Below are 20218 nucleotides of genomic sequence, written 5' to 3'. Positions count from 1 at the left end.
CACCGCGGCCCTCCTTTATTTCACTTCCGGTGGCGTCTGGAAGGTGTGGTACGGCGCAGGCGACGGAATCGTCCACTCCAGGCCATCGGCGCCATCCCACGGCTTGGCCGGCGCAGGCGTACCGCCGCGGATGCACTTGATGACGATGAACAGGAACAGCAACTGCGTGGTGCCGAACATGAAGGCGCCGATGGAGCTGATCATGTTGAAATCGGCGAACTGCAGGTTGTAGTCCGGGATCCGCCGCGGCATGCCGGCCAGGCCGACGAAGTGCATCGGGAAGAACGCCAGGTTCATGCCGACGAAAGACAGCCAGAAATGCAGCTTGCCGAGGGTTTCGTCGTACATGTGCCCGGTCCACTTGGGCAACCAGTAGTAGGCCGAGGCGAAGATGCCGAAGATCGCCCCGGGCACCAGCACATAGTGGAAGTGGGCGACCACGAAATAGGTGTCGTGGTACTGGAAGTCCGCCGGAGCGATCGCCAGCATCAACCCGGAGAAACCGCCGATGGTGAACAGGATGACGAAGGCCACGGCGAACAGCATCGGCGTCTCGAAGGTCAGCGAGCCCTCCCACATGGTGCTCACCCAGTTGAACACCTTCACCCCGGTGGGCACGGCGATCAGCATGGTGGCGTACATGAAGAACAGCTCGCCCACCACCGGGATGCCGACCACGAACATGTGGTGGGCCCAGACGATGAACGACAGGAAGGCGATCGCCCCGGTGGCGTAGACCATCGAGGTGTAGCCGAACAGCGGCTTGCGCGAGAACGCCGGGATGATCGAGCTGACCGCACCGAAGGCGGGCAGGATCATGATGTACACCTCGGGATGGCCGAAGAACCAGAACACGTGCTGGAACAGCACCGGGTCACCGCCACCGGCGGCGCTGAAGAAGCTGGTGCCGAAGTGGATATCCATCAGCATCATGGTCACCACCCCGGCCAGCACCGGCATCACCGCGATCAGCAGGAACGCGGTGATCAGCCAGGTCCAGACGAACAGCGGCATCTTCATCAGGGTCATGCCGGGGGCGCGCAGGTTGAGGATGGTGGCGATGACGTTGATCGCCCCCATGATCGAACTGATGCCCATGAGGTGGATGGCGAAGATGAAGAAGGTCACGCTTTCCGGGGCGTAGGTGGTGGATAGCGGCGCATAGAACGTCCAGCCGAAGTTCGGCCCCCCACCGGGCATGAACAGGGTCGACACCAACAGCGCGAAGGCCGCCGGCAGCAGCCAGAAGCTGAAGTTGTTCATCCGCGGCAGGGCCATGTCCGGCGCGCCGATCATCAGCGGGATCATCCAGTTGGCCAGGCCGACGAAGGCCGGCATCACCGCGCCGAACACCATCACCAGGCCGTGCATGGTGGTCATCTGGTTGAAGAATTCCGGCTGGACGATCTGCAGGCCGGGCTGGAACAGCTCGGCGCGGATCACCATGGCGAACGAGCCGCCCAGCAGGAAGGCGCAGAAGGCGAACCACAGGTACATCGAGCCGATGTCCTTGTGGTTGGTCGTCAGTACCCAGCGCATCAGGCCCTTGGCCGGGCCATGGGCGTGGTCATGCCCGGCATGACCGTGGTCGTCGATCACTGTGCTCATGTCCTGTCTCCTGAAAACCGGCTCATTTGCTTTCCGCCTGTTTGATCGCCAGCACGTCTTTCGGCGTGACCATGTCGCCCTTGTTGTTGCCCCAGGCGTTGCGTTCATAGGTGACGACCGCAGCGATGTCGACTTCCGAGAGCTGCTTGCCGAAAGCGGCCATGGCGGTGCCAGGCTTGCCGTGGAACACGATGCTCAGGTGATCTTCCTTGGGCCCGGTGGCGATCTTCGAGCCCTTCAGCGCCGGGAACATCGGCGGCAGGCCCTGGCCTTCCGCCTGGTGACAGGCGACGCAGGTGGTGTGGTAGACCTTGTCGCCACGCTCCACCAGTTCCTGCAGGGTCCATTCCTTGCTGGTCAGCTCCTTGAGCTTGGCCGCCTCGGCCTTGCGCTCGTCGAGCCAGGCCGCGTAGTCCTCCTTGGACTTGACCTCGACCACCACCGGCATGAAGCCGTGGTCCTTGCCGCACAGCTCGGTGCACTGGCCGCGGTAGATGCCGGGTTTCTCGATGCGGGTCCAGGCCTCGTTGACGAAGCCGGGGATGGCGTCGCGCTTGACCGCGAAGGCCGGCACCCACCAGGAATGGATGACGTCGGCAGCGGTGACCAGGAAGCGCACCTTGGCGCCCACCGGCAGCACCAGCGGCTGGTCGACTTCAAGCAGGTAATGCTCGTCCTTGGGCGCCTTGCCGTGGATCTGTTCGGCGGGCGTGGCCAGGTTGCTGAAGAATTCGACGTCCTGGCCCAGGTACTTGTAATGCCATTTCCACTGGTAGCCGGTGACCTGGATATCCACGTCCGACTCGCTGGCATCGTAGATATCGATCAGGGTCTTGGTCGCCGGGATGGCCATGACCACAAGGATCAGGAAGGGCACCACGGTCCAGAGGATTTCCACCCAGGTGTGCTCGTGGAAGTGCGCCGGCTGCTGGCCGGTGGAGCGGCGGTGGACGATCATCGACCAGAACATCGCGCCGAATACCACGAGGCCGATCACCACGCAGATCCAGAAGATGGTCATGTGCAGGTCGAACACGGCGTTGCTGACTTCGGTCGCCCCCGGGGCCATGTTCACGGTCCAGGCGGCCTGCGCCGGAGCGATCAACGACCACAGCAGCAGCCCCATCCAGACATGTGGATGTCGCTTCATTGCGGGTTCCCCTTATCGTTCTTGTTATCCCGGAGGCGGGGCCTACGGCAGGGGGCACGGCGTCAAGACTGCGGACTTTGACGACGGCCCCCCGCTGCACTTCAGGCGGGCCTCATCAGCCAGATTTCACTCAAACCGGAGTATAGACAGGGGTCGAAAGCGCGCAACGACGCGGCGGAAAAGGCCTTCAGACGACTAAGCGATCAGCGCAAATGCGTGTAAGACATTGACTTATAAGGCTGATGGCACATTGATATAACGCAAGCGAGTAAAACGACATAAGACTTATGAGAAATGGATCTTAGCGAATAGCAAAATAGGACTAATTTAGTGGTTTCCGTTTGTCACTGGCTGTCCCTGGAGTTGTCATGAACATTGCCGCATTGCGCGAGCAGATCACCAAAGCACAAGAACACGAGGCCCGAACCGGCCAACTCAAACAACAACTTGCTGTGCAATTGCCACACCTTCATCCGCTGATCCAACTGCCCGAGCAAGATGCCCAGGGTGCGTTGAATCGTTTCGTCAACGCTTACATCGATCAGGTGCCCGAGCTGCTGGAAGCCGCCAATGCCGTTGCCCGCGAAGCGGGGATCGAATCGCAGATCAAACCGGTGCTGAAAATCGCCGAGCACTATTTCATCAGCCCGCCGCAGATCATGGACGGCCATGTCGGCCTGGACTGTCTGCTGGACGAAGCGTACCTGGCCCACCGCCTGGTGGAAGAAGTCAACGACCTGTACATCAAGCATTTCCAGCAACCGCTGATCCCCCTGGACACCACGGTTGCCAACCTGATCGCCCACCAGCTGATCGGCGAAGAATTCGCCAACCAGCTCGACGAGGTGGTGCATCACTCGCTGGACAACATGCTCGACGATGAGAGCTTCGCCCTGGAGTCGGTGGAGATTTATCGCGAGAAACTCAGCAGCCCCGCCACCGGAGCTGCCTGGAAACGCTGGCCTTGCCTGTCCCGCCAACTGGGCGTGGGGCTGGAACTGAGCCAGGAACAGACTGCCTGATTGGCTGATGGCCTCATCGCCGGCAAGCCGGCTCCCACAGGGTTCCGGGCCAGCCTCAGGACCCAGGCCAGACACAAGACCTGTGGGAGCTGGCTTGCCAGCGATAGGCTTCACCAGTTGTAACTGACCGTCCCGAGAAGCGTCCGCTCCTCCCCCCAATAGCACCGCCCGGCATTGTTGCAACCGGCCACGTACTCCTGGTCGAACAGGTTGCGCGCATTCACTTCCGCCGACCAATGCGCATTCAGCTGATAACCCACGGTGGCATCCACCAGAGTCACATCGCCGGTATCCAGCTTGCCGTACAGCGACGGGCTGGTGTACGCGAAGGTGCTGTCGAAATGGCGCACGCCCGCGCCCACTTTCAGCCCCTTGAGCTGTCCGTCGAGGAAGCGGTAGGTGCCCCAGACCGACGCCTGGTTGCGCGGCACGCCGGTGACCTGATGGCCTTCCAGCAACGATCCGGCCACATCCTTGGTCACCTTCGAGTCGGTGTAGGTGTAGGCCGCCGTGACGTTGACGTTGTCGGTGATATCGCTGTTCAGCTCCAGCTCGACGCCCTTGGCCCGACTGCGGCCGACATTGCGGTAATCGCCGGTGGCGCTGTCGTACAGCGAGTCGTCCTTCTTGCGCAGGTCGTAGACCGAGGCGCTGATCAGGGTGTTCCAGCCGCTCGGCTCGAACTTCACCCCCACTTCGTACTGCTCGCTGAGGGTCGGATCCAGCGGGCCGGAAGCGCTCGACACCTGCTGGGTCGGGTTGTAGGCGGTGGAGTAACTGACGTAGGGCGAGACACCATTGTCGAACTGGTACATCAGGCCGGTCTGCCAGGTGAACTGGCCATCCCAGTAGTCGAGGTCGGCCGCGGCATTGAGGGTGCCACGACGGTTACGGTACTCGCTGTTGACCCGGTCGTAGCGCCCGCCGAGGAGCATCACCCAGTTGTCCAGGCGCGTCTGGATCTGGCTGTAGAAGCCGTACATGGTCTGTTCCAGCAGTGCGTCCTGAACCCGCGTCGAGGTCACCGGATCACCGGTATAGACCGGGTTGAACACATTCACCGTGCCGCCGAAGCCGGCGTTCCAGTCCTGGTTGAACGAGGTGCGATCGAGGCTGGCACCGACCAGCAGGGTGTTCTCCAGGGCACCGAGGTTGAAGTGACCTTCGACCTGGTTGTCCAGCGAGTAGGCGATCGACTTGTTGTAGCGGTCATAGGCGGTGTTGGTCACCGTGGTGCCGAAACCGCCGTTGTTCAGGCTGCCCGGCCAGATTTCCTGGCGGTCGATGCGCGACTGCATGTAGCGCGAGTTCTGCCGGTACTGCCAGTCGTCGTTGAACTGATGGTGGAACTCGTAGCCCAGGGTCCACACCTCGCGCTCGAAGTTGTCCCAGTCCGGATTGCCCAGCAGGGCGTGCTTGCTGATCTTGCCGTTGGGGTTGTTCAGCAGCGTGCCGGCGGCCGGATAGCCCAGCTCCATCAGAGTGCGGTCGCGCTGGTAGGACGCCAGCAGGGTCAGGTCGTTGCGCTCGTCGAGGTTCAGGGTCAGGGACGGCGCGATGTACAACCGGTCATCCGGCTGGTGATCGACCTGGGTCCCCGACTTGCGTCCGAGCAGCACCAGACGGCCGAGCACATTGGCGTTGTCCGCCAGCGGCCCGGACACGTCGATACCCAACTGGCGGCGTTCGTTGGAGCCGTAGCTGAGCTGCACCTCGCCACGCGACTGCGCGGTGGGGCGCTTGCTGACCATGTTGACCACGCCGCCCGGGGCGTTTTCGCCGTAGAGAATCGAGGTCGGCCCGCGGAACACCTCGACACGCTCCAGGCCGTACGGCTCGCTGGTGGTGTCGTAGCGGTTGCCCTGGACCCGCAGGCCATCGCGCAGCAGGCCGTAGCCATAGTCGGTGGCGTTGAAACCGCGAATGAAGAACAGGTCGCCGGCCTGGCCGTCACCGGCAGCGAACGGCGGGGCGAAGATACCCGGCACATAGCCGAGAACGTCGGTCAGGCTCTGGGACTTCTGGTCTTCCATGCGCTGGCGGGTGACCACCGAAACCGAGCGCGGCGTGTCGGCCAGCGCGGTGCTGGTCTTGCTCGCCGCCGCCGAATGGGTGGCGCGGTAGCCCTTGTCGTCCTGGCCGTTAGCACTGGCCAGCCCCTGGCTGTTGATCAGCGTGGCGTCCAGTTGCATGGCATCGCCTTGCGCCGCCGGCTGCAGCACATAACCACCCGCGCCCTGGGGCACGGCGACCAGGCCCGAGCCGGTCAGTAGCAACGCCAGCGCCTGCTCGACGCTGTACTCGCCATCGAGCCCGGCGCTGCGCTTGCCGGCGGCCAGGTTGTCGCTGCCCGCCAGGTAGATCCCGGCCTGGCTGCTGAAATCGTTGAGCACGCTGCTCAAGCTGCCTGCCGCGACATGGAAGGTCTGCAGGCGGGCGCTGGCCTGCGCGGCCTGGACGGCAGCGGGCAGCAGGGCCAAGGGGGCGAAGCTGAGGAAGGTCATCGGCACGAGGGCCAACACGCAGGAGCGGGGCGACGACATGGCAGTCCCTGTTGTGTTCATGGGGTCAATGAGAGGGTTCTGCTGTTGAACCGGACCACTGGCGAAAAGGGGAACCGCCCGCCGAAAAAAATTTCAGGCAGGCTCGACCGTCACCCACCAGTCGGTCATGCGCTTGACCCGCACCGGCAGCGCCGCTTCCAGCAAACGCAGGGCGTGGTCGGTGTCGTCGAGGGGGAAAGTGCCCATCACCGCCAGGCCGGCCAGTTGCGGGTGCAGGCCAAGATGGCCGGGGCGATAGCGGCCCAGCGCCTCGATCAGATCGGCGAGGGGCATGGCTTCGGCGCTGAGGCGCTTGCGTACCCAGGACTCACCGGCAACCTGGGCCGGTGCTGCTGGCGAGACGGCAAGGGCGGTGAAGTCGACGCGCTGGCCAGCCTCGATCAGCGCACGGGTGCCAGTGCGGGTGAACAACTCCACCTGGCCCTGATACACGTTGAGCCGCGCCTTGCCTTCGGCATAGCGCAGTGCAATGCGCAGCGGCGTCGCCGCCACCTGCAACAGCCCGGCGCCGGTTTCCATGAGCAATGGTCGACGATCCTGCACCGTCGATTGCAGCAGCACTTCACCAAAACGCAGGTCGAGCAGGCGCTGGCGCGCATCGAAGCGGGTATCGACCGCCGTCTGCGCCCCCAGCCACAGGGTGCTGCCATCGGCCAAGGCGACTTCGCGGTTCTCGCCGGTGCCGGTGTGCAGATCGGCGGTCCAGCCATTGCGCGACGCCACCTGCCAGCCGCCGAGACCGGCCATCGAACCCATCGCCAGCACCAGCAGCGACTTCACCGTCTGCCGTCGGCCCAGACGTGCCGGGCCGCGCTCGCGCAGCAGCCGGCCAGCGCGTTCACCTTCGCTGCGCAGCGGCGCGAAACGCTCGCCGACCCGCTCCATGTAGCGCCAGGCCGCCTGGTGCTCGGCGTGCTGGTCGAACCAGGATTGCCACTGCTCGCGAACGCCATGCTGGTCGCCTTCTTCGAGCAAGCGCACGTACCACTGGGCGGCGTGTTCGAGGCTGGCATGGCTGAGTTTTTCCTGGGCTGCGCGCATCGCCTTACTCCACCAGCAAGCCGTCGAGCTCGGCTTCGAGCACGGCGCAATGGAGGAATGCCTGGGCCATGTATTTCTTGACCATGCGCTCGCTGACCTCCAGCCGTTCGGCAATCACCCCATAGGTGATGCCTTCGACCTGGGCCATGAGAAACGCCTCGCGCACCTTGGCCGGCAGGCGCGCCAGCATGGCATCGACTTCCACCAGGGTTTCGATCAGCAGCGCGGTGTGCTCGGCAGACGGCTGGGTTGCTTCGGGCTGTGCCGCGAGGCTCTCGCGCCAAGCTTTCTCCAACTGGGCACGGCGCCAGTGATCGATGCACAGGCCCTTGGCGATGGTGGCCAGGTACGAGCGCTCGCCGGTCTGGCTGTCGAACTCGACCGGCCGACGCAGTACCCGCAGGAAGGTGTCATGCAACAGGTCCGCGGCATCCCAGCCATTGCCCAGGCGGCGGCGCAGGAACAGCAGCAGCCAGGGAGAGTGTCGAACGTAAAGGGTCTGGGCAGGGGAAGGCATGGAAGGTCCGCGCGGGAAGGATGCAAATGGTATTGATTCTTGATAGTAGGTGAGTGATGGCACCGCCTGCAATCCGCGCGAAGCGCAGGTCGGTGCCGTCGGTCGTCAGGATCGCCTCAGGCGCCCAGTCCCGCCGTGGTCCGCACCCGGCCCTCGACCCGCCGCTTCAAGCGCCGCGACTCGATCACCAGGCGCGAGCCATTCGCCGCATTGGCCCGGCCCCAGTCCTCCAGCAACTCAAGGCAGGCATGGTCGATGTAGCTCAGGTTGGCCAGTGGCACATGCAGGGTGGTGCCCGGCGGAATGCCGTCCAGGGCCTGGGTCAGCGCCGGCACCTTGAGGAAGGTCGCCGCACCGCTCAGGCGCAGTTCCATATGACCCTTGCGAGCCAGGCTGCTGACGTTGATCTTCAGCCGCGCCGCCTTCAGCGCCAGCTTCACCAGAGTCAGGGCAAAGCCCAGCAGCACGCCGGTAAGCAGGTCGGTGAAGACGATCGCCAGCGCCGTCGCGGCGTAGACGAACATCGGCATGCGCCCATAACGGCCCAGCCCGCGAAACGCCTTCAGGTCGACCAGCTTGACCCCGGTGAACACCAGCACGCCGGCCAGGCTCGCCACCGGAATCTGCTGCAGCACGCTGCCCAGCAGAACCACGAAGGCCAGCAGCCACAGGCCATGGAAGATCGCCGACATGCGCGTCTTCGCCCCGGCCTGGACGTTGGCCGAGCTGCGCACGATCACCCCGGTCATCGGCAGGGCACCGAGCACGCCGCAGATCATGTTGCCGACGCCTTGCGCCGAGAGTTCACGGTCGAAATCCGAGCGCTGGCCGCTGTGCATGCGGTCCACCGCCGCCGCCGAGAGCAGGGTTTCGGCGCTGGCGATAAAGGCCAGGGCGAAGGCAGCGACCAGCAGGGTCGGGTCGGCCAGGGCCATCAGGTCGGCAGGCTTGAGCCAGTCGATGGCCTCGGTCAGGTTGGCCGGCACCTCGACCCGGTTCACCGGCAAGGCCAGGCCGATGCTCAGCAAGGTCATGGCCGTCACACCCAGCAAGGCACCGGGCACGAAGCGCAGGCGCTGCGGCTTCCAGCGTTCCCAGGCCCACATCACGGCGATGGTGCCGAGGCCCAGCGCGCCGGCCTGCCAACCGTTGCCGGCGTCCTCCAGTGGCAGCGCTTCACCGACCACGGCGGGGAAGCCCAGCAGGTTTTCCAGGCCCGAGGGCAGCGGTGCACTGTCGAACATCACATGCACCTGGGACAGCACGATCAACACGCCGATACCGGCGAGCATGCCGTACACCACCGCCGGCGCCGTGACCCGGAACCAGCAGCCGAGGCGAAAGCGCCCGGCCAGCAATTGCAGCAATCCCGCCAGCAGCAGGATCGGCCCGAGCATGGCCATGCCGTGCTGGCGCACCAGCTCGAAGACCAGCACCGCCAGGCCCGCCGCCGGGCCGCTGACCTGCAAGGGCGAGCCGGCCAGCCAGCCCACCAGCAGACCACCGACGATGCCGGTGATCAGGCCCTTGGCCGGCGGCATGCCGGAAGCGATGGCGATCCCCATGCACAGCGGCAGCGCCACCAGGAACACCACCACCGAAGCCAGTAAATCCCGCGGCAGCGCCGCTTTGAAGTGCGTCATGTTCATCCTGTTCTCCTGTTCTTCCCGGCCCGTTCCTCGGCCGCATCCACGCAGACGTTGGCGCGCTGCCCGAATCGCAGGCAGCCGAAGGCCGCCAACGCAGCAGCAAGGCATCAAAACGTTTTCAAAGGCAGCCGACGCCCGTCCACAGGGCCGCGGGAAGCGGCCGTGTGGTGGGTTGCGTCAGCGGTTGTTCAGGTGTCGCGAAAAAGGCTTAGAAACGGCCTTTCGGGGTAGCGCTTGGAATCGGCTCGCCGCGGGTCAGCGGCAGGAAGGCGTCGCTTGCGGCGTCGTAGGCGGAGATTTCGCTGGTTTCGATGTCGTAGATCCAGCCGTGGATATACAACTGGCCAGCCGCCAGGCGCGAAGCCACCGATGGGTGGGTGCGCAGGTGATGCAGTTGGGCGATGACGTTTTCGCGGGTCAGGACCTGCATGTTCTCGTGCTCGCTGCCGCACTGGCAGTTGTCCTCGACCACGGTGCGGGCCACTTCGGCGTGGCGCAGCCAGGCCTTGACCGTCGGCATCTTCTCCAGGGTGTGCGGGTTGAGTACCGCGCGCATCGCGCCACAGTCGGAGTGGCCGCAGATGATGATGTGGTGCACGCCCAGCGCCATTACCGCGTACTCGATCGCCGTCGATACGCCGCCGTTCATCTGCCCGTAGGGCGGAACCACGTTACCCACGTTACGGGTGACGAACAGGTCGCCAGGGGAGCTCTGGGTGATCAGTTCGGGAACGATCCGCGAGTCGGCGCAGGTAATGAACATGGCCCGTGGCGTCTGTGCCGTGGCCAGTTTCTTGAACAGCTCCTGCTGTTCGGGGAAGACTTCGTGATGGAAACGCAGAAAGCCATCGACGATGTGTTTCAGGGCGCCATCGGCAGTCTCGGCTTCGGTAACTGCCGGGCCGGTCGGAGAGGGTTCCTTGTTCGACATGATGCATCCTCTTTGACAGGTTCGAGGTAAGTCCATTTTACCGGGTTGGATTCAGACAGGCTTACGTCACTTGGATTACAGATGTAGTCAACAAATCACATTTTTGGCTGCCTGAATTCCTACGCTACTTGTCGAAACTTAACTGAAACTGAATTGAGAAGGCTCTAGAACGGGCGTTCCAGAAGATTTTGGCGGGATCTCCATAATATCAAAAAAGCATTAATCGCCAATGGCCATTATTGTTTTTACAACAAAGACAACTGACCGCCGGGCGGACAAAAGGCCGAGCAATCCAGCGCATAGCCACCCCGGCGATCGAGCCCGTAGCGGCGGATGGCCCGGTCGAAGCGCTGCGCCAGCAGATCGGCGAACACCCCTTCACCGCGCATCCGTGCGCCGAAACGGCTGTCGTACAGCTCGCCGCCACGGCTCTGGCGAACCAGGCTGAGAACATGGGCGGCGCGTTGCGGGTAGTGGTCGTGCAACCACTGCTCGAACAGCGGCGCCACTTCCAGCGGCAGGCGCAGCAGCATGTAGGCCGCGCTCAATGCGCCTGCCTCGCTGGCGGCTTCGAGCAGGCGCTCCAGTTCGCTGTCGTTGATCATCGGAATCATCGGCGAACACAACACCCCCACCGGAATCCCCGCCCCGCGCATCACCCGGATCGCCCGCAGGCGCGCCTTGGGCGCAGCGGCGCGGGGTTCGAGGGTGCGCTTGAGCTCGTCGTCGAGGGTGGTCAGGCTGATCATCACCGACACCAGGCGCTGTTTGGCCAGCTCGCTGAGCAGGTCGAGGTCACGCAGGATCAGCGAGCCCTTGGTGACGATGGTCACCGGGTGACGGTAGCGCAGCAGCACCTCCAGCAGGCGCCGGGTCAACTGCTGCTCGCGCTCGATGGGTTGGTAGGGGTCGGTGTTGGAACCAAGGTTGATCGGCGCGCAGACATAGCCCGGCTTCGACAGTTGCTGCTCCAGCACGGCGGCGGCGTTGGTCTTGGCGATCAGCTTGGTTTCGAAGTCGAGACCCGGCGACAGGTCCCAGTAGGCATGGCTCGGCCGCGCATAGCAGTAGATGCAGCCATGCTCGCAACCACGGTAGGGGTTGATTGAACGGTCGAAGGGCAGGTCCGGCGAGTTGTTGCGGGTGATGATGGTCTTGGCGGTTTCGATGCGTACCTCGGTGCCCTGGGTCATGGGCACTTCCTGATACCAGCCGTCGTCCTCGGCCACCGAGCGATTAGGGGCGAAGCGGTTGTGCGGGTTGTGCGCGGTGCCGCGGCCGCGAACCGGAGTTGGAGTGACCATGCTGCTCGCCTCGATACTGTTTATATATACAGTATCAGCTTTCCCCGCTCCTTCCACCCTTTCCGGCCAGCCGGTCGGCGTACCTGATATTTCTGCCAGTTGTGCAGAGCACGCTCAGGAGGGACGCTCGCAAGCGACGTTCCTTCCTTCTCTCATCAGGGAAATCGTTGAGATGAACAGCACCGATCAACAACTGTTGGTAAACGGCGACTTCGCGAGTGGCGATCTGCATGGCTGGGCGGTCGACGATCCGGCCAACTACAACATCGTGGCCTATGAACAAGGCAAGAACTGCCTGGTGCAGCTTTCGGCCCCAGCGGAACAGTCGATCAGGCAAAGCGTGGAGGCGGGTCCGGGGATGTACTTCATCAGTGTCTGGCACCGCGCCACGGACGCCCAGGGCAACCCCGTGGACAAACGCACCGTATCCGCCGGAACCCTGAGCTTTCCGACCAGCGAAGGAGGCCAGATCATTCCGCTGATACTGTTCTCGAACCAACAGTGGAACAAATGGGCCTTCAAGTTCGTCATTCGACGCGGAGAGGGGAATACACCGATGAGCCTGTCCTTCCAGAACATCGACAACAGCACACGACAGGCGCTGCACAGAAGCTTTGGAGTTCAAGTGGAAGAGACGCCGGTGGCGCTGCGCGATATCAGCTTGTGGCGGATGAACACTTGAGAAACTGGCAGGCCGCCCGGTGTGGATCACCGGACGGCCTGAACCTCACTCCGAAGGCTTCTTCAACTTCGGATTAGGGAAGAACTGCACCGTCTGCACCGAAGGTTTCGGCGCTTTCGGCTCGTCCTGGTTGACCCGCGTACCCAGCTCCTTCGGCACCGACAGCCCCTGCTCATTGAGGGTGTCGGTGAAGCCGCAGGCGACGCACTCGCGATGGGGCGTGCCGTCCACGCTCCACATCATCAGCTTGTCCGGCTCGCTGCACGCCGGGCAGACCGCCCCGGCGATAAAGCGTTTCTTGGTCGTGGTCATGCCGCCAGGTCCTCGCTCAGGCCGCTGTGGCGCAGCAGGGCGTCGATGGACGGCTCGCGACCGCGGAAGTCGACGAACAGCAGCATCGGCGCCTGCGATCCACCACGCGCCAGGATCGCCTCACGGAAGGCGCGGCCGGTGTCGGCGTTGAGCACGCCTTCTTCCTCGAAGCGCGAGAAGGCATCGGCGGACAGCACTTCAGCCCACTTGTAGCTGTAGTAACCAGCGGCGTAACCACCGGCAAAGATGTGCGCGAAGCTGTTGGGGAAGCGGTTGTAGGCCGGCGGACGCATGACCGAGACCTCGTCGCGCACGCCTTCGAGCACTTCCAGCACGCTGCGGCCGTCGCCATGGGTGGCGTGCAGTTCGAAGTCGAACAGGGAGAACTCCAGCTGGCGCACCATCATCAGGCCGGACTGGAAGTTCTTCGCCGCCAGCATCTTGTCCAGCAGGTCCTTGGGCAGCGGCTCGCCGCTTTCGTAGTGACCGGAGATCAGCGCCAGGCCTTCCGGCTCCCAGCACCAGTTCTCCATGAACTGGCTCGGCAGTTCCACTGCGTCCCAGGCCACGCCGTTGATGCCGGAGACACCAGCATGCTCGATGCGGGTCAGCAGGTGGTGCAGGCCATGACCAAACTCGTGGAACAGGGTGGTCACTTCATCGTGGGTCAGCAGCGCCGGCTTGCCGGGAGCAGCCGGGGTGAAGTTGCACACCAGGTTGGCCACCGGGCTCTGCAACGCACCTTCGGCAGTGCGACGGCGGTCGCGGGCGCCGTCCATCCAGGCACCGCCACGCTTGTTGGCGCGGGCGTAGAGGTCGAAGAAGAAGCGGCCGACGTGCTGGCCGTTTTCCTTGATCTCGAACAGGCGCACGTCCGGGTGCCAGGTGTCGAAGCCTTTCTGCTCGGCGATCTCGATGCCGTACAGGCGCTGGACGATGGCGAACAGGCCGGACAGCACCTTGTCGATCGGGAAGTAGGCACGCAGGGTTTCCTGGGAAACGCTGTAGCGCTGCTCGCGCAGCTTCTCGCCGTAGTAACCGCTGTCCCAGCTGCTCAGGTCGGCGCAGCCCTGTTCGGCGGCGTAGGCCTTGAGCTGTTCCAGGTCCTGGGCGGCGAACGGCTTGCTGCGCTTGGCCAGGTCACGCAGGAAGCTCAGCACCTGGTCGCTGGACTCGGCCATCTTGGTCGCCAGGCTCAGCTCGGCGAAGTTGGCGAAGCCGAGCAGACCGGCCAGTTCCTGGCGCAGGTCGAGAATTTCGTGCATCACCGGGCCGTTGTCGAACTGGCCGGCATTCGGGCCCTGGTCGGAGGCACGGGTGCAATAGGCGGCGTAGATCTCTTCGCGCAGGGCGCGGTCGTTGGCGTAGGTCATCACCGCGTAGTAGCTGGGGAATTCCAGGCTGATCAGCCAGCCGTCGAGGCCCTTGGCCTGGGCGGCGGCGGCCATCTGCGCCTTGGCCGAGTCGGTCAGGCCGGCGAGGGCGGCTTCGTCGGTGACGTGCTTGGTCCAGGCCTGGGTGGCATCGAGCAGCTGGTTGGAGAAACGGCTGCCCAGCTCGGAGAGCTTGCTCTGCACTTCGGCGTAACGCTTCTGCTGTTCCGGCGGCAGGTCGATGCCCGACAGGCGGAAGTCACGCAGGGCGTGTTCGATGATGGTCTTTTGCGCCACGTCGAAGCCGGCGGCCTCTGGGCTGGCGGCCAGCGCCTCCCAGGCCTGGAACAGCTCGCGGTTCTGCCCCAGTTCGGTGGCGTAGGCGCTCAGGGCCGGCAGGCAGGCCTCGTAGGCTTCGCGCAGTTCGGCGCTGTTGCACACGGCGTTGAGGTGGCTGACCGGGCTCCAGGCCGCGCCGAGGCGGTCGTTGAGCTCGTCCATGGCCAGCACCAGCCCGGCCCAGCTCGGGTTCTGGCCCTGGGTCTTGAGAATTTCGGCAATGGCATTGCGGTTGTCGGCCAGGATCTGTTCGATCGCCGGCAGCACATGCTCGGCGCGGATAGCCGAGAAGGGCGGCAGGTCATAGGACTGCAGAAGCGGGTTGTTCGCACTCACGGTTAGACACCTTGGCAGAAGAAACACCGGGCCATCTTAATTACAATCGGCGCCGACCGCAGCTAATTAGCCCAAGAGAGGAACGCTATCCATGGCTATCCGCACCTTCCAGCAACACACGCCAAGGCTCGGCGAACGCGCCTTCGTCGACCGCAGTGCGGTGGTCATCGGCGATGTCGAGATCGGCGACGACAGCTCGGTCTGGCCGCTGACCGTGATCCGCGGCGACATGCACCGCATCCGCATCGGCGCGCGCACCAGCGTGCAGGACGGCAGCGTGCTGCACATCACCCACGCAGGCCCGTTCAACCCCGACGGTTTTCCGCTGCTGATCGGCGACGACGTGACCATCGGCCACAAGGTCATGTTGCATGGCTGCACCCTCGGCAACCGCATCCTGGTGGGCATGGGCAGCACGATCATGGACGGCGCCATCGTCGAAGACGAAGTGATCATCGGCGCCGGCAGCCTGGTGCCGCCGGGCAAGCGCCTGGAAAGCGGCTTTCTCTATGTCGGCAGCCCGGTGAAACAGGCCCGGCCATTGACCGACAAGGAACGCGCGTTCTTCCCCTACAGTGCGGCCAACTATGTCCGCCTCAAGGACCAGCACCTGGCCGAAGGCTACGACCGTCCCGAGTGACGCCCCCTTTTTTCAGCGAGACCGCCATGCACCAGCAGAACATCCTCTTCGACCTCGACGGCACCTTGACCGACCCGCGCGAAGGCATCACCCGCTCGATCCAGTACGCCTTGGCCAAGCTCGGCATCGACGAACCCGACCTGACCTGCCTGGAACACTTCATCGGCCCGCCGCTGTTGCAGGCGTTCATGCAGTTCTACGCCTTCGACGAGGCCAAGGCCTGGGAAGCGGTGAATTTCTACCGCGAGCGCTTCAAGGTTACCGGGCTGTATGAAAACCGCGTGTTCGACGGCGTCAGTGAATTGCTCGGCGAGCTGCAAGGGCAGGGCCGCACGCTGTATATCGCCACTTCCAAGCCCTGGGTATTCGCCCGCGAGATCGCCCGGCATTTCGATTTTGCCCGGCACTTCAAGGTGATCTACGGCAGCGAGCTGGACGGCACGCGGACCAACAAGGTCGAGCTGATCGGGCACCTGCTGGCCGAGGAAGGACTGGATCCGGCGCAGACCCTGATGATCGGCGACCGCAAGCACGACCTGATCGGCGCGCGCAGCAACGGGCTGGAGGCGGTAGCGGTGGGGTATGGGTTTGGCAGTCGGGAGGAGCTGGAGGCGGAACAGCCGGCCTGGCATTTCGAGACGCTGGCGGAAATGCATCGAGCCTTCCAGCGCTCTTGAGGGCCTCATCGCCGGCAATGCCGGCTCCCACAAGGGTTCAGCGGTGCACGGGATACCTGTGGGAGCCGGCGTTGCCGGCGATGCTTTTCAAGACTCGCTGCCGCTCCTGGATCGGCAGCGACCCCACCTCCTCGACCCGCCGATAAAACCTCTCCCAATCCCCACCCACCTCGGCAAACAACGCCGCAAACGCCGGCACCCACTGGTCATACAGCCCGAACGGCAGCAGCTTGGCGTTGTTCATCGGCGCGTTGATCCAGGCATCGAAACGCCCCACACCGCCCCATTCACTGTCGCGCAGTTGCCGGTACTCCCGGCGCAGGCGCTCGAACTCGGCCTGCTTGGCCGCGCGCATCGCATCCGCCGCCAACGGCTGGGCGTACAGCGCCTTGAGCCGCTCCCGGCAGGCCAGCACCAGCGCCACGAACTGGTCGCGCCGCTTGCCGCTATCCGCCATCTGCGCCGGCAAACCCCGGGCGGCGCGCCATTGCCGGGTGCCTTCCTGCTCGACGAAGGTGGCGAAGGATTCGTTGAACGCGGTGTCGTCCTGCACATAGAAGCGCTGGTGCGCCAGCTCGTGGAAGATCACCGTGGCCAGGCGCTCGTCGCCCCAGCCGACCATGGAATTGAGGATCGGGTCATCGAACCAGCCCAGGGTCGAATACGCCTCGACCCCGCCGATATACACATCCTCGCCCGCCAGCTTCTGCAGCGCCGCCGCCCCGCGCGCGGCGCTTTGGCTGTAGTAACCGCGATAGGCGACGCAGCCGGCGATGGGGAAGCAGTGGGTCTTGGGATCGAGGGAAAACTCCGGCGTGGCGAACACGTTCCACACCACGTAGGGCCGGCCGACATCGGCATATACCCGGTAGCTGCGGTTGTCCGGCAGTTTCAGCTGCTCGCTGGCGAACACCCGCGCCCGCTGCGACTGCTGCAAATGCTGGCGCAGCGCGGGAGCGGTGGCGGGATTGGCGATCACCTCGGCCACCGGCTCCCGCGCCCGCAATAGCTGCAATTGCCCGCTGGCGAGTTGCCCGTAGTAGCCGACGCTGCTGCAACCGTTCAGCAGCCCGAGCGCCAGCAGGGGAACCAACCGGCGCAAAACGCGGTCGAGTTGCCCGGAGCTTGAGCGCAGCAGAAGAAGAATTCGAATCATGCGTGGGGTGGTCTCGCTCAAGCCCGGATCGCCTCAAGACTATCCTGCCCGCCCGGAGTTTTGCCATGCGAACGATGCTCGCTGCCAGCACCCTGCTGGCGCTCGCCGGCTGTGCCGGCCTGCCCGACCCGGATCCGGCCCAGGCCTGGGTCGACCTCGCCCCCGGCCATGACCAGACCCTGCACGCGGTGGAAGTGGACGATCGCGCCTGGGCCGACAAGCGCTACTTCCAGGTCAGCCCCGGCAATCACCAGCTCACCGTGCGCTACCTGTTTGCCGTGGACCCGAGCAATATCGGCCCGGTCAGCGAACCGCTGTGGCGCGATTGCCAGCTCAATCTGAAATTCAACGACTTCAGCGCCGGCCAGCGCTATCGCCTGGAGACCGGCAGCATCGGCTTCCGCCCCTGGGCCAAGCTCTATGACGAGCAAAGCAAGGTGGTCGGACGCGGCTTACCGGCGGGCTGTCAGCGCACCTGATGGCCACTAATGGCGCTATGCTTGTTCTTTATATCGCCTGCCCGCGGAGACCATCATGCGACAGCCAGCGATGTTGCTCGCTTTCAGTACCCTGGGGGCCTGCGCCAGCCCCATGCCCCCCGTCGACCAGAAACAGGCGTGGGTCGACTTCTACACCATCACACCCGGCAGACTGGTCATGGCGGAACGCCTTGATGGCCAGCGCCTGAAGGACGGTCGCTTCTTCCAGGTCACCCCGGGCAAGCACGAACTGGTGGTGCGCTTCGACTACGAAGTGAACACCGGCACCTTCGGCACCGACCCCGTGGATCGCACCTGCTACCTGACCGTCGAGTACGACGGCTTCCAGGCTGGCCAGCGCTATCGCCTGGAAGCCCGGGCCATCGCGGCGCAGCCCAACGCCACGCTCTACAACGCGCAGCGCCAGGTGCTTGCGGAAGAAAAGGCGATCTTCTGCATACCGTGAATCAGCGGTCGTTGCGCTGGTAGATGATCTTCTTGGTGCCGCCCTCACAGCTGCCCACGACCATGTTCTGGTCGTGGACTTCGCTGTTGGGCACGATTTCCAGGGTGTAGGACGTCACCCCGCGGGCCTGGATCTTGGCCTCGATCTCGGCCTTCAGCTCATCGCACGACTTGATCGCGGCGGAAGCATTGAAGGCCAGCAGCGAGGCCAGGACGGCGATTGCGATACGGATCATGGGCAGTTCCTCGTGGCAAGAATGCGGGTGCCAACCTCATGTTGGACCGGCGCCAGCATGCCATGGTTCTGCTACCAACCGATCACGCCTGCAAGGTGGCGTCCAGGCTGATCTTCGCGTTCAGCACTTTCGATACCGGACAACCGGCCTTGGCCTTGTTCGCCAATTCCAGGAACTGCGCTTCGCTGGCGCCCGGCACCTTGGCCTTGAGGATCAGGTGCACGGCGGTGATGGCGAAGCCGTCGGGCTGCTTGTCGAGGGTGACTTCGGCGGTGGTGTCGATGCTGTCCGCCTTGAAGCCGGCCTCACCCAGGATCATCGACAGGGCCATGGAGAAGCAGCCGGCATGGGCCGCGCCGATCAGTTCTTCCGGGTTGCTGCCCGGGGTGCCCTCGAAGCGGGTGTTGAAGCCATAGGGGATCTGCTTGAGCGCACCACTTTCAGTGCTGATGGTGCCCTTGCCGTCCTTCAAACCACCTTGCCAGTGAGCCGATGCAGTCTTCTTCATGATGCCTCCTCGGGTTGTCGGCGCGGACGGCGCCGTTACTGAGTTCAGAGGTCCAGCGTGCGGGCAAGTTCAGCCCGTTTGCCACCTCGGGTATTGATTCCCTGACAACTGCCCCCACCAACGTAGCAAAGGCTGCCCATTCCGGCGGTTTTCTTTTGCCCTGGAGAACCCATGAAGCGACTCGCTGACATCAAGATTTCCACCCTCGACCTGGTGCCGGTGCGCCAGGACGGCGGCCCGGCACAAGCCCTGCGCAATTCCCTGGACCTGGCACAGAACGTCGAACGCTTCGGCTATCACCGTTTCTGGGTGGCCGAGCACCACAACATGGACGGTATCGCCAGTTCCGCCACTTCGGTGCTGCTCGCCTACCTGGCCGGCGGCACTTCCAGCATCCTTCTCGGCTCCGGCGGGGTGATGCTGCCCAACCATGCGCCGCTGGTCATCGCCGAGCAATTCGGCACCCTGGCCAGCCTGTACCCGGGCCGTATCGAACTGGGCCTCGGCCGCGCGCCCGGTTCCGACCAGATGACCGCCCGCGCCCTGCGCCGCGAGCGCTCCGGCAGTTCCGACGACTTCCCCGACGACGTGCTGGAACTGATGCGCTACCTCGGCCCGCGCACGCCTGAGCAAAAAGTGATCGCTGTACCTGGTCACGGCACCCAGGTGCCGATCTGGCTGCTCGGCTCCAGCCTGTTCAGCGCGCAACTGGCTGGCCAACTGGGCCTGCCCTATGCCTTCGCCTCGCACTTCGCGCCGCGCTTCATGCATGAGGCGATCCGCGTCTATCGCAATCACTTCAAGCCGTCGGCGGTGCTCGACCAACCCTACGTGATGCTCGGGGTGCCGATGGTGGTGGCCGATACCGATGAGCAGGCCGAGTACCTGGCGACCTCGGTGTACCAGCGCATCCTTGCCCTGATGCGCGGGCAGAGCCTGATGCAAAAGCCGCCAGTGGAAAGCATGAACGGCCTGTGGCTGCCGCATGAACGCGAAGCGGTGGGGGATTTCCTTGGTCTGGCGATGATCGGCAGCCCGCAGAAAGTGAAGGCCAAGCTGGAGGTGTTGCTGGAGCAGACCGGGGCGGATGAGCTGATCTTCACCTCGGACCTGTATGAGCATGCCGACCGGGTGCGGTCGTATGAGTTGATGGCGCAGACGGTGCTGGGCAGTTAGTCCCTAATCGCTAGCAAGCCAGCTCCCACAAGGTCCGGTGCATGCCATACCTG

20 protein-coding genes are annotated in these 20218 nt (G+C 64.2%); 7 read left to right on the top strand and 13 right to left on the bottom strand.

All coding sequences use genetic code 11. From position 1 onward, the window contains the following. Positions 1-15: 15 nt before the first annotated feature. Positions 16-1608 carry a cytochrome c oxidase subunit I gene (gene ctaD, locus ACODSK_RS19555; RefSeq protein ID WP_489018368.1) on the bottom strand — a complete coding sequence of 531 codons (1593 nt, stop codon included), beginning with the start codon at positions 1606-1608 and terminating at the stop codon, positions 16-18. Between the two features lie 22 nt (positions 1609-1630). After that, positions 1631-2758: a cytochrome c oxidase subunit II gene (coxB, locus tag ACODSK_RS19550; protein ID WP_489018366.1), complete on the bottom strand. Its 1128-nt coding sequence runs from the start codon at positions 2756-2758 to the stop codon at positions 1631-1633. Positions 2759-3126: 368 nt separating this feature from the next. Between coxB and ACODSK_RS19545 the strand changes: the two genes are divergently transcribed. Next, a complete protein-coding gene (locus ACODSK_RS19545) occupies positions 3127-3780 on the top strand; it encodes a hypothetical protein (protein WP_489018365.1) in 654 nt (217 codons plus the stop codon). Between the two features lie 110 nt (positions 3781-3890). On the opposite strand, the gene ACODSK_RS19540 is transcribed toward ACODSK_RS19545, so the two are convergent. The 6 genes from ACODSK_RS19540 to ACODSK_RS19515 all read right to left on the bottom strand — a co-directional run bounded on the left by ACODSK_RS19540 (position 3891) and on the right by ACODSK_RS19515 (position 11786). After that, positions 3891-6323 carry a TonB-dependent siderophore receptor gene (locus tag ACODSK_RS19540; protein WP_489018363.1) on the bottom strand — a complete coding sequence of 811 codons (2433 nt, stop codon included), beginning with the start codon at positions 6321-6323 and terminating at the stop codon, positions 3891-3893. Positions 6324-6416: 93 nt separating this feature from the next. Then, positions 6417-7385, bottom strand: coding sequence for a FecR domain-containing protein (locus tag ACODSK_RS19535; RefSeq protein ID WP_489018361.1), 969 nt, complete (start codon positions 7383-7385; stop codon positions 6417-6419). Positions 7386-7389: 4 nt separating this feature from the next. Continuing rightward, a complete protein-coding gene (locus ACODSK_RS19530; RefSeq protein WP_489018360.1) occupies positions 7390-7902 on the bottom strand; it encodes a sigma-70 family RNA polymerase sigma factor in 513 nt (170 codons plus the stop codon). Between the two features lie 116 nt (positions 7903-8018). Beyond that, positions 8019-9551 (bottom strand): SulP family inorganic anion transporter, encoded by a 1533-nt coding sequence (locus tag ACODSK_RS19525; RefSeq protein WP_489018359.1) that lies wholly within the window; start codon positions 9549-9551, stop codon positions 8019-8021. A gap of 208 nt (positions 9552-9759) precedes the next feature. After that, positions 9760-10482 carry a carbonic anhydrase gene (locus ACODSK_RS19520; RefSeq protein ID WP_489018358.1) on the bottom strand — a complete coding sequence of 241 codons (723 nt, stop codon included), beginning with the start codon at positions 10480-10482 and terminating at the stop codon, positions 9760-9762. A 245-nt stretch (positions 10483-10727) separates the two neighbouring features. After that, positions 10728-11786, bottom strand: a complete 1059-nt coding sequence (locus ACODSK_RS19515) for a PA0069 family radical SAM protein (RefSeq protein ID WP_489018357.1) — start codon at positions 11784-11786, stop codon at positions 10728-10730. Here ACODSK_RS19515 and ACODSK_RS19510 point away from each other — a divergent pair. Continuing rightward, on the top strand, positions 11779-12468 hold the full coding sequence (locus tag ACODSK_RS19510; protein WP_489018355.1) for a hypothetical protein: 690 nt from the start codon (positions 11779-11781) through the stop codon (positions 12466-12468). The two genes, ACODSK_RS19515 and ACODSK_RS19510, sit on opposite strands and share 8 nt — an antisense overlap. A gap of 45 nt (positions 12469-12513) precedes the next feature. Here the strand turns inward: ACODSK_RS19510 and ACODSK_RS19505 are convergent, their stop codons facing one another. Beyond that, positions 12514-12780, bottom strand: coding sequence for a YheV family putative zinc ribbon protein (locus ACODSK_RS19505; RefSeq protein ID WP_489018354.1), 267 nt, complete (start codon positions 12778-12780; stop codon positions 12514-12516). Further along, positions 12777-14828: an oligopeptidase A gene (gene prlC, locus ACODSK_RS19500; protein WP_489018352.1), complete on the bottom strand. Its 2052-nt coding sequence runs from the start codon at positions 14826-14828 to the stop codon at positions 12777-12779. The genes ACODSK_RS19505 and prlC overlap by 4 nt, the downstream gene beginning before the upstream one ends. Positions 14829-14919: 91 nt before the next feature. Here prlC and ACODSK_RS19495 point away from each other — a divergent pair, with 91 nt between their 5' ends. Continuing rightward, positions 14920-15468: a gamma carbonic anhydrase family protein gene (locus tag ACODSK_RS19495; protein ID WP_489018350.1), complete on the top strand. Its 549-nt coding sequence runs from the start codon at positions 14920-14922 to the stop codon at positions 15466-15468. 26 nt (positions 15469-15494) lie between these two features. Next, complete coding sequence (locus ACODSK_RS19490; RefSeq protein ID WP_489018414.1) at positions 15495-16145, top strand: HAD family hydrolase; 651 nt, start codon at positions 15495-15497, stop codon at positions 16143-16145. 37 nt (positions 16146-16182) lie between these two features. Here ACODSK_RS19490 and ACODSK_RS19485 read toward each other — a convergent pair whose 3' ends face one another. Then, positions 16183-17301: an aminopeptidase gene (locus ACODSK_RS19485; RefSeq protein ID WP_489018412.1), complete on the bottom strand. Its 1119-nt coding sequence runs from the start codon at positions 17299-17301 to the stop codon at positions 16183-16185. Between the two features lie 65 nt (positions 17302-17366). Here ACODSK_RS19485 and ACODSK_RS19480 point away from each other — a divergent pair, with 65 nt between their 5' ends. Both ACODSK_RS19480 and ACODSK_RS19475 read left to right on the top strand, forming a co-directional pair. Then, on the top strand, positions 17367-17780 hold the full coding sequence (locus ACODSK_RS19480) for a PA0061/PA0062 family lipoprotein (protein WP_489018349.1): 414 nt from the start codon (positions 17367-17369) through the stop codon (positions 17778-17780). A gap of 55 nt (positions 17781-17835) precedes the next feature. Next, a complete protein-coding gene (locus ACODSK_RS19475; protein ID WP_489018347.1) occupies positions 17836-18246 on the top strand; it encodes a PA0061/PA0062 family lipoprotein in 411 nt (136 codons plus the stop codon). Between the two features lies 1 nt (position 18247). Here the strand turns inward: ACODSK_RS19475 and ACODSK_RS19470 are convergent, their stop codons facing one another. Beyond that, positions 18248-18481 carry a DUF1161 domain-containing protein gene (locus ACODSK_RS19470; protein ID WP_489018345.1) on the bottom strand — a complete coding sequence of 78 codons (234 nt, stop codon included), beginning with the start codon at positions 18479-18481 and terminating at the stop codon, positions 18248-18250. Positions 18482-18563: 82 nt separating this feature from the next. Next, the gene (locus ACODSK_RS19465) at positions 18564-18989 is read right to left on the bottom strand and encodes an OsmC family protein (protein WP_489018343.1); all 426 of its coding nucleotides are present in this window, start codon (positions 18987-18989) and stop codon (positions 18564-18566) included. A gap of 171 nt (positions 18990-19160) precedes the next feature. On the opposite strand from ACODSK_RS19465, the gene ACODSK_RS19460 reads away from it, so the two are divergent. Next, positions 19161-20165, top strand: coding sequence for an LLM class flavin-dependent oxidoreductase (locus ACODSK_RS19460; RefSeq protein WP_489018341.1), 1005 nt, complete (start codon positions 19161-19163; stop codon positions 20163-20165). The last annotated feature ends 53 nt before the right edge of the window (positions 20166-20218 follow it).

This window comes from Pseudomonas sp. FG98 (genome assembly GCF_057808595.1).
This window is presented reverse-complemented; position numbering and strand designations above follow the sequence as displayed.

Coding starts and splice junctions, on each gene's coding strand:
- ACODSK_RS19505 (WP_489018354.1), bottom strand. CDS start 12,780: ATGACCACGACCAAGAAACGCTTTATCGCCGGGGCGGTCTGCCCGGCG.
- ACODSK_RS19470 (WP_489018345.1), bottom strand. CDS start 18,481: ATGATCCGTATCGCAATCGCCGTCCTGGCCTCGCTGCTGGCCTTCAAT.
- ACODSK_RS19485 (WP_489018412.1), bottom strand. CDS start 17,301: ATGATTCGAATTCTTCTTCTGCTGCGCTCAAGCTCCGGGCAACTCGAC.
- ACODSK_RS19540 (WP_489018363.1), bottom strand. CDS start 6,323: ATGTCGTCGCCCCGCTCCTGCGTGTTGGCCCTCGTGCCGATGACCTTC.
- ACODSK_RS19480 (WP_489018349.1), top strand. CDS start 17,367: ATGCGAACGATGCTCGCTGCCAGCACCCTGCTGGCGCTCGCCGGCTGT.
- ACODSK_RS19525 (WP_489018359.1), bottom strand. CDS start 9,551: ATGAACATGACGCACTTCAAAGCGGCGCTGCCGCGGGATTTACTGGCT.
- ACODSK_RS19475 (WP_489018347.1), top strand. CDS start 17,836: ATGCGACAGCCAGCGATGTTGCTCGCTTTCAGTACCCTGGGGGCCTGC.
- ACODSK_RS19495 (WP_489018350.1), top strand. CDS start 14,920: ATGGCTATCCGCACCTTCCAGCAACACACGCCAAGGCTCGGCGAACGC.
- ACODSK_RS19460 (WP_489018341.1), top strand. CDS start 19,161: ATGAAGCGACTCGCTGACATCAAGATTTCCACCCTCGACCTGGTGCCG.
- ACODSK_RS19515 (WP_489018357.1), bottom strand. CDS start 11,786: ATGGTCACTCCAACTCCGGTTCGCGGCCGCGGCACCGCGCACAACCCG.
- coxB (WP_489018366.1), bottom strand. CDS start 2,758: ATGAAGCGACATCCACATGTCTGGATGGGGCTGCTGCTGTGGTCGTTG.
- ACODSK_RS19520 (WP_489018358.1), bottom strand. CDS start 10,482: ATGTCGAACAAGGAACCCTCTCCGACCGGCCCGGCAGTTACCGAAGCC.
- ACODSK_RS19465 (WP_489018343.1), bottom strand. CDS start 18,989: ATGAAGAAGACTGCATCGGCTCACTGGCAAGGTGGTTTGAAGGACGGC.
- ACODSK_RS19530 (WP_489018360.1), bottom strand. CDS start 7,902: ATGCCTTCCCCTGCCCAGACCCTTTACGTTCGACACTCTCCCTGGCTG.
- ctaD (WP_489018368.1), bottom strand. CDS start 1,608: ATGAGCACAGTGATCGACGACCACGGTCATGCCGGGCATGACCACGCC.
- ACODSK_RS19545 (WP_489018365.1), top strand. CDS start 3,127: ATGAACATTGCCGCATTGCGCGAGCAGATCACCAAAGCACAAGAACAC.
- ACODSK_RS19490 (WP_489018414.1), top strand. CDS start 15,495: ATGCACCAGCAGAACATCCTCTTCGACCTCGACGGCACCTTGACCGAC.
- ACODSK_RS19535 (WP_489018361.1), bottom strand. CDS start 7,385: ATGCGCGCAGCCCAGGAAAAACTCAGCCATGCCAGCCTCGAACACGCC.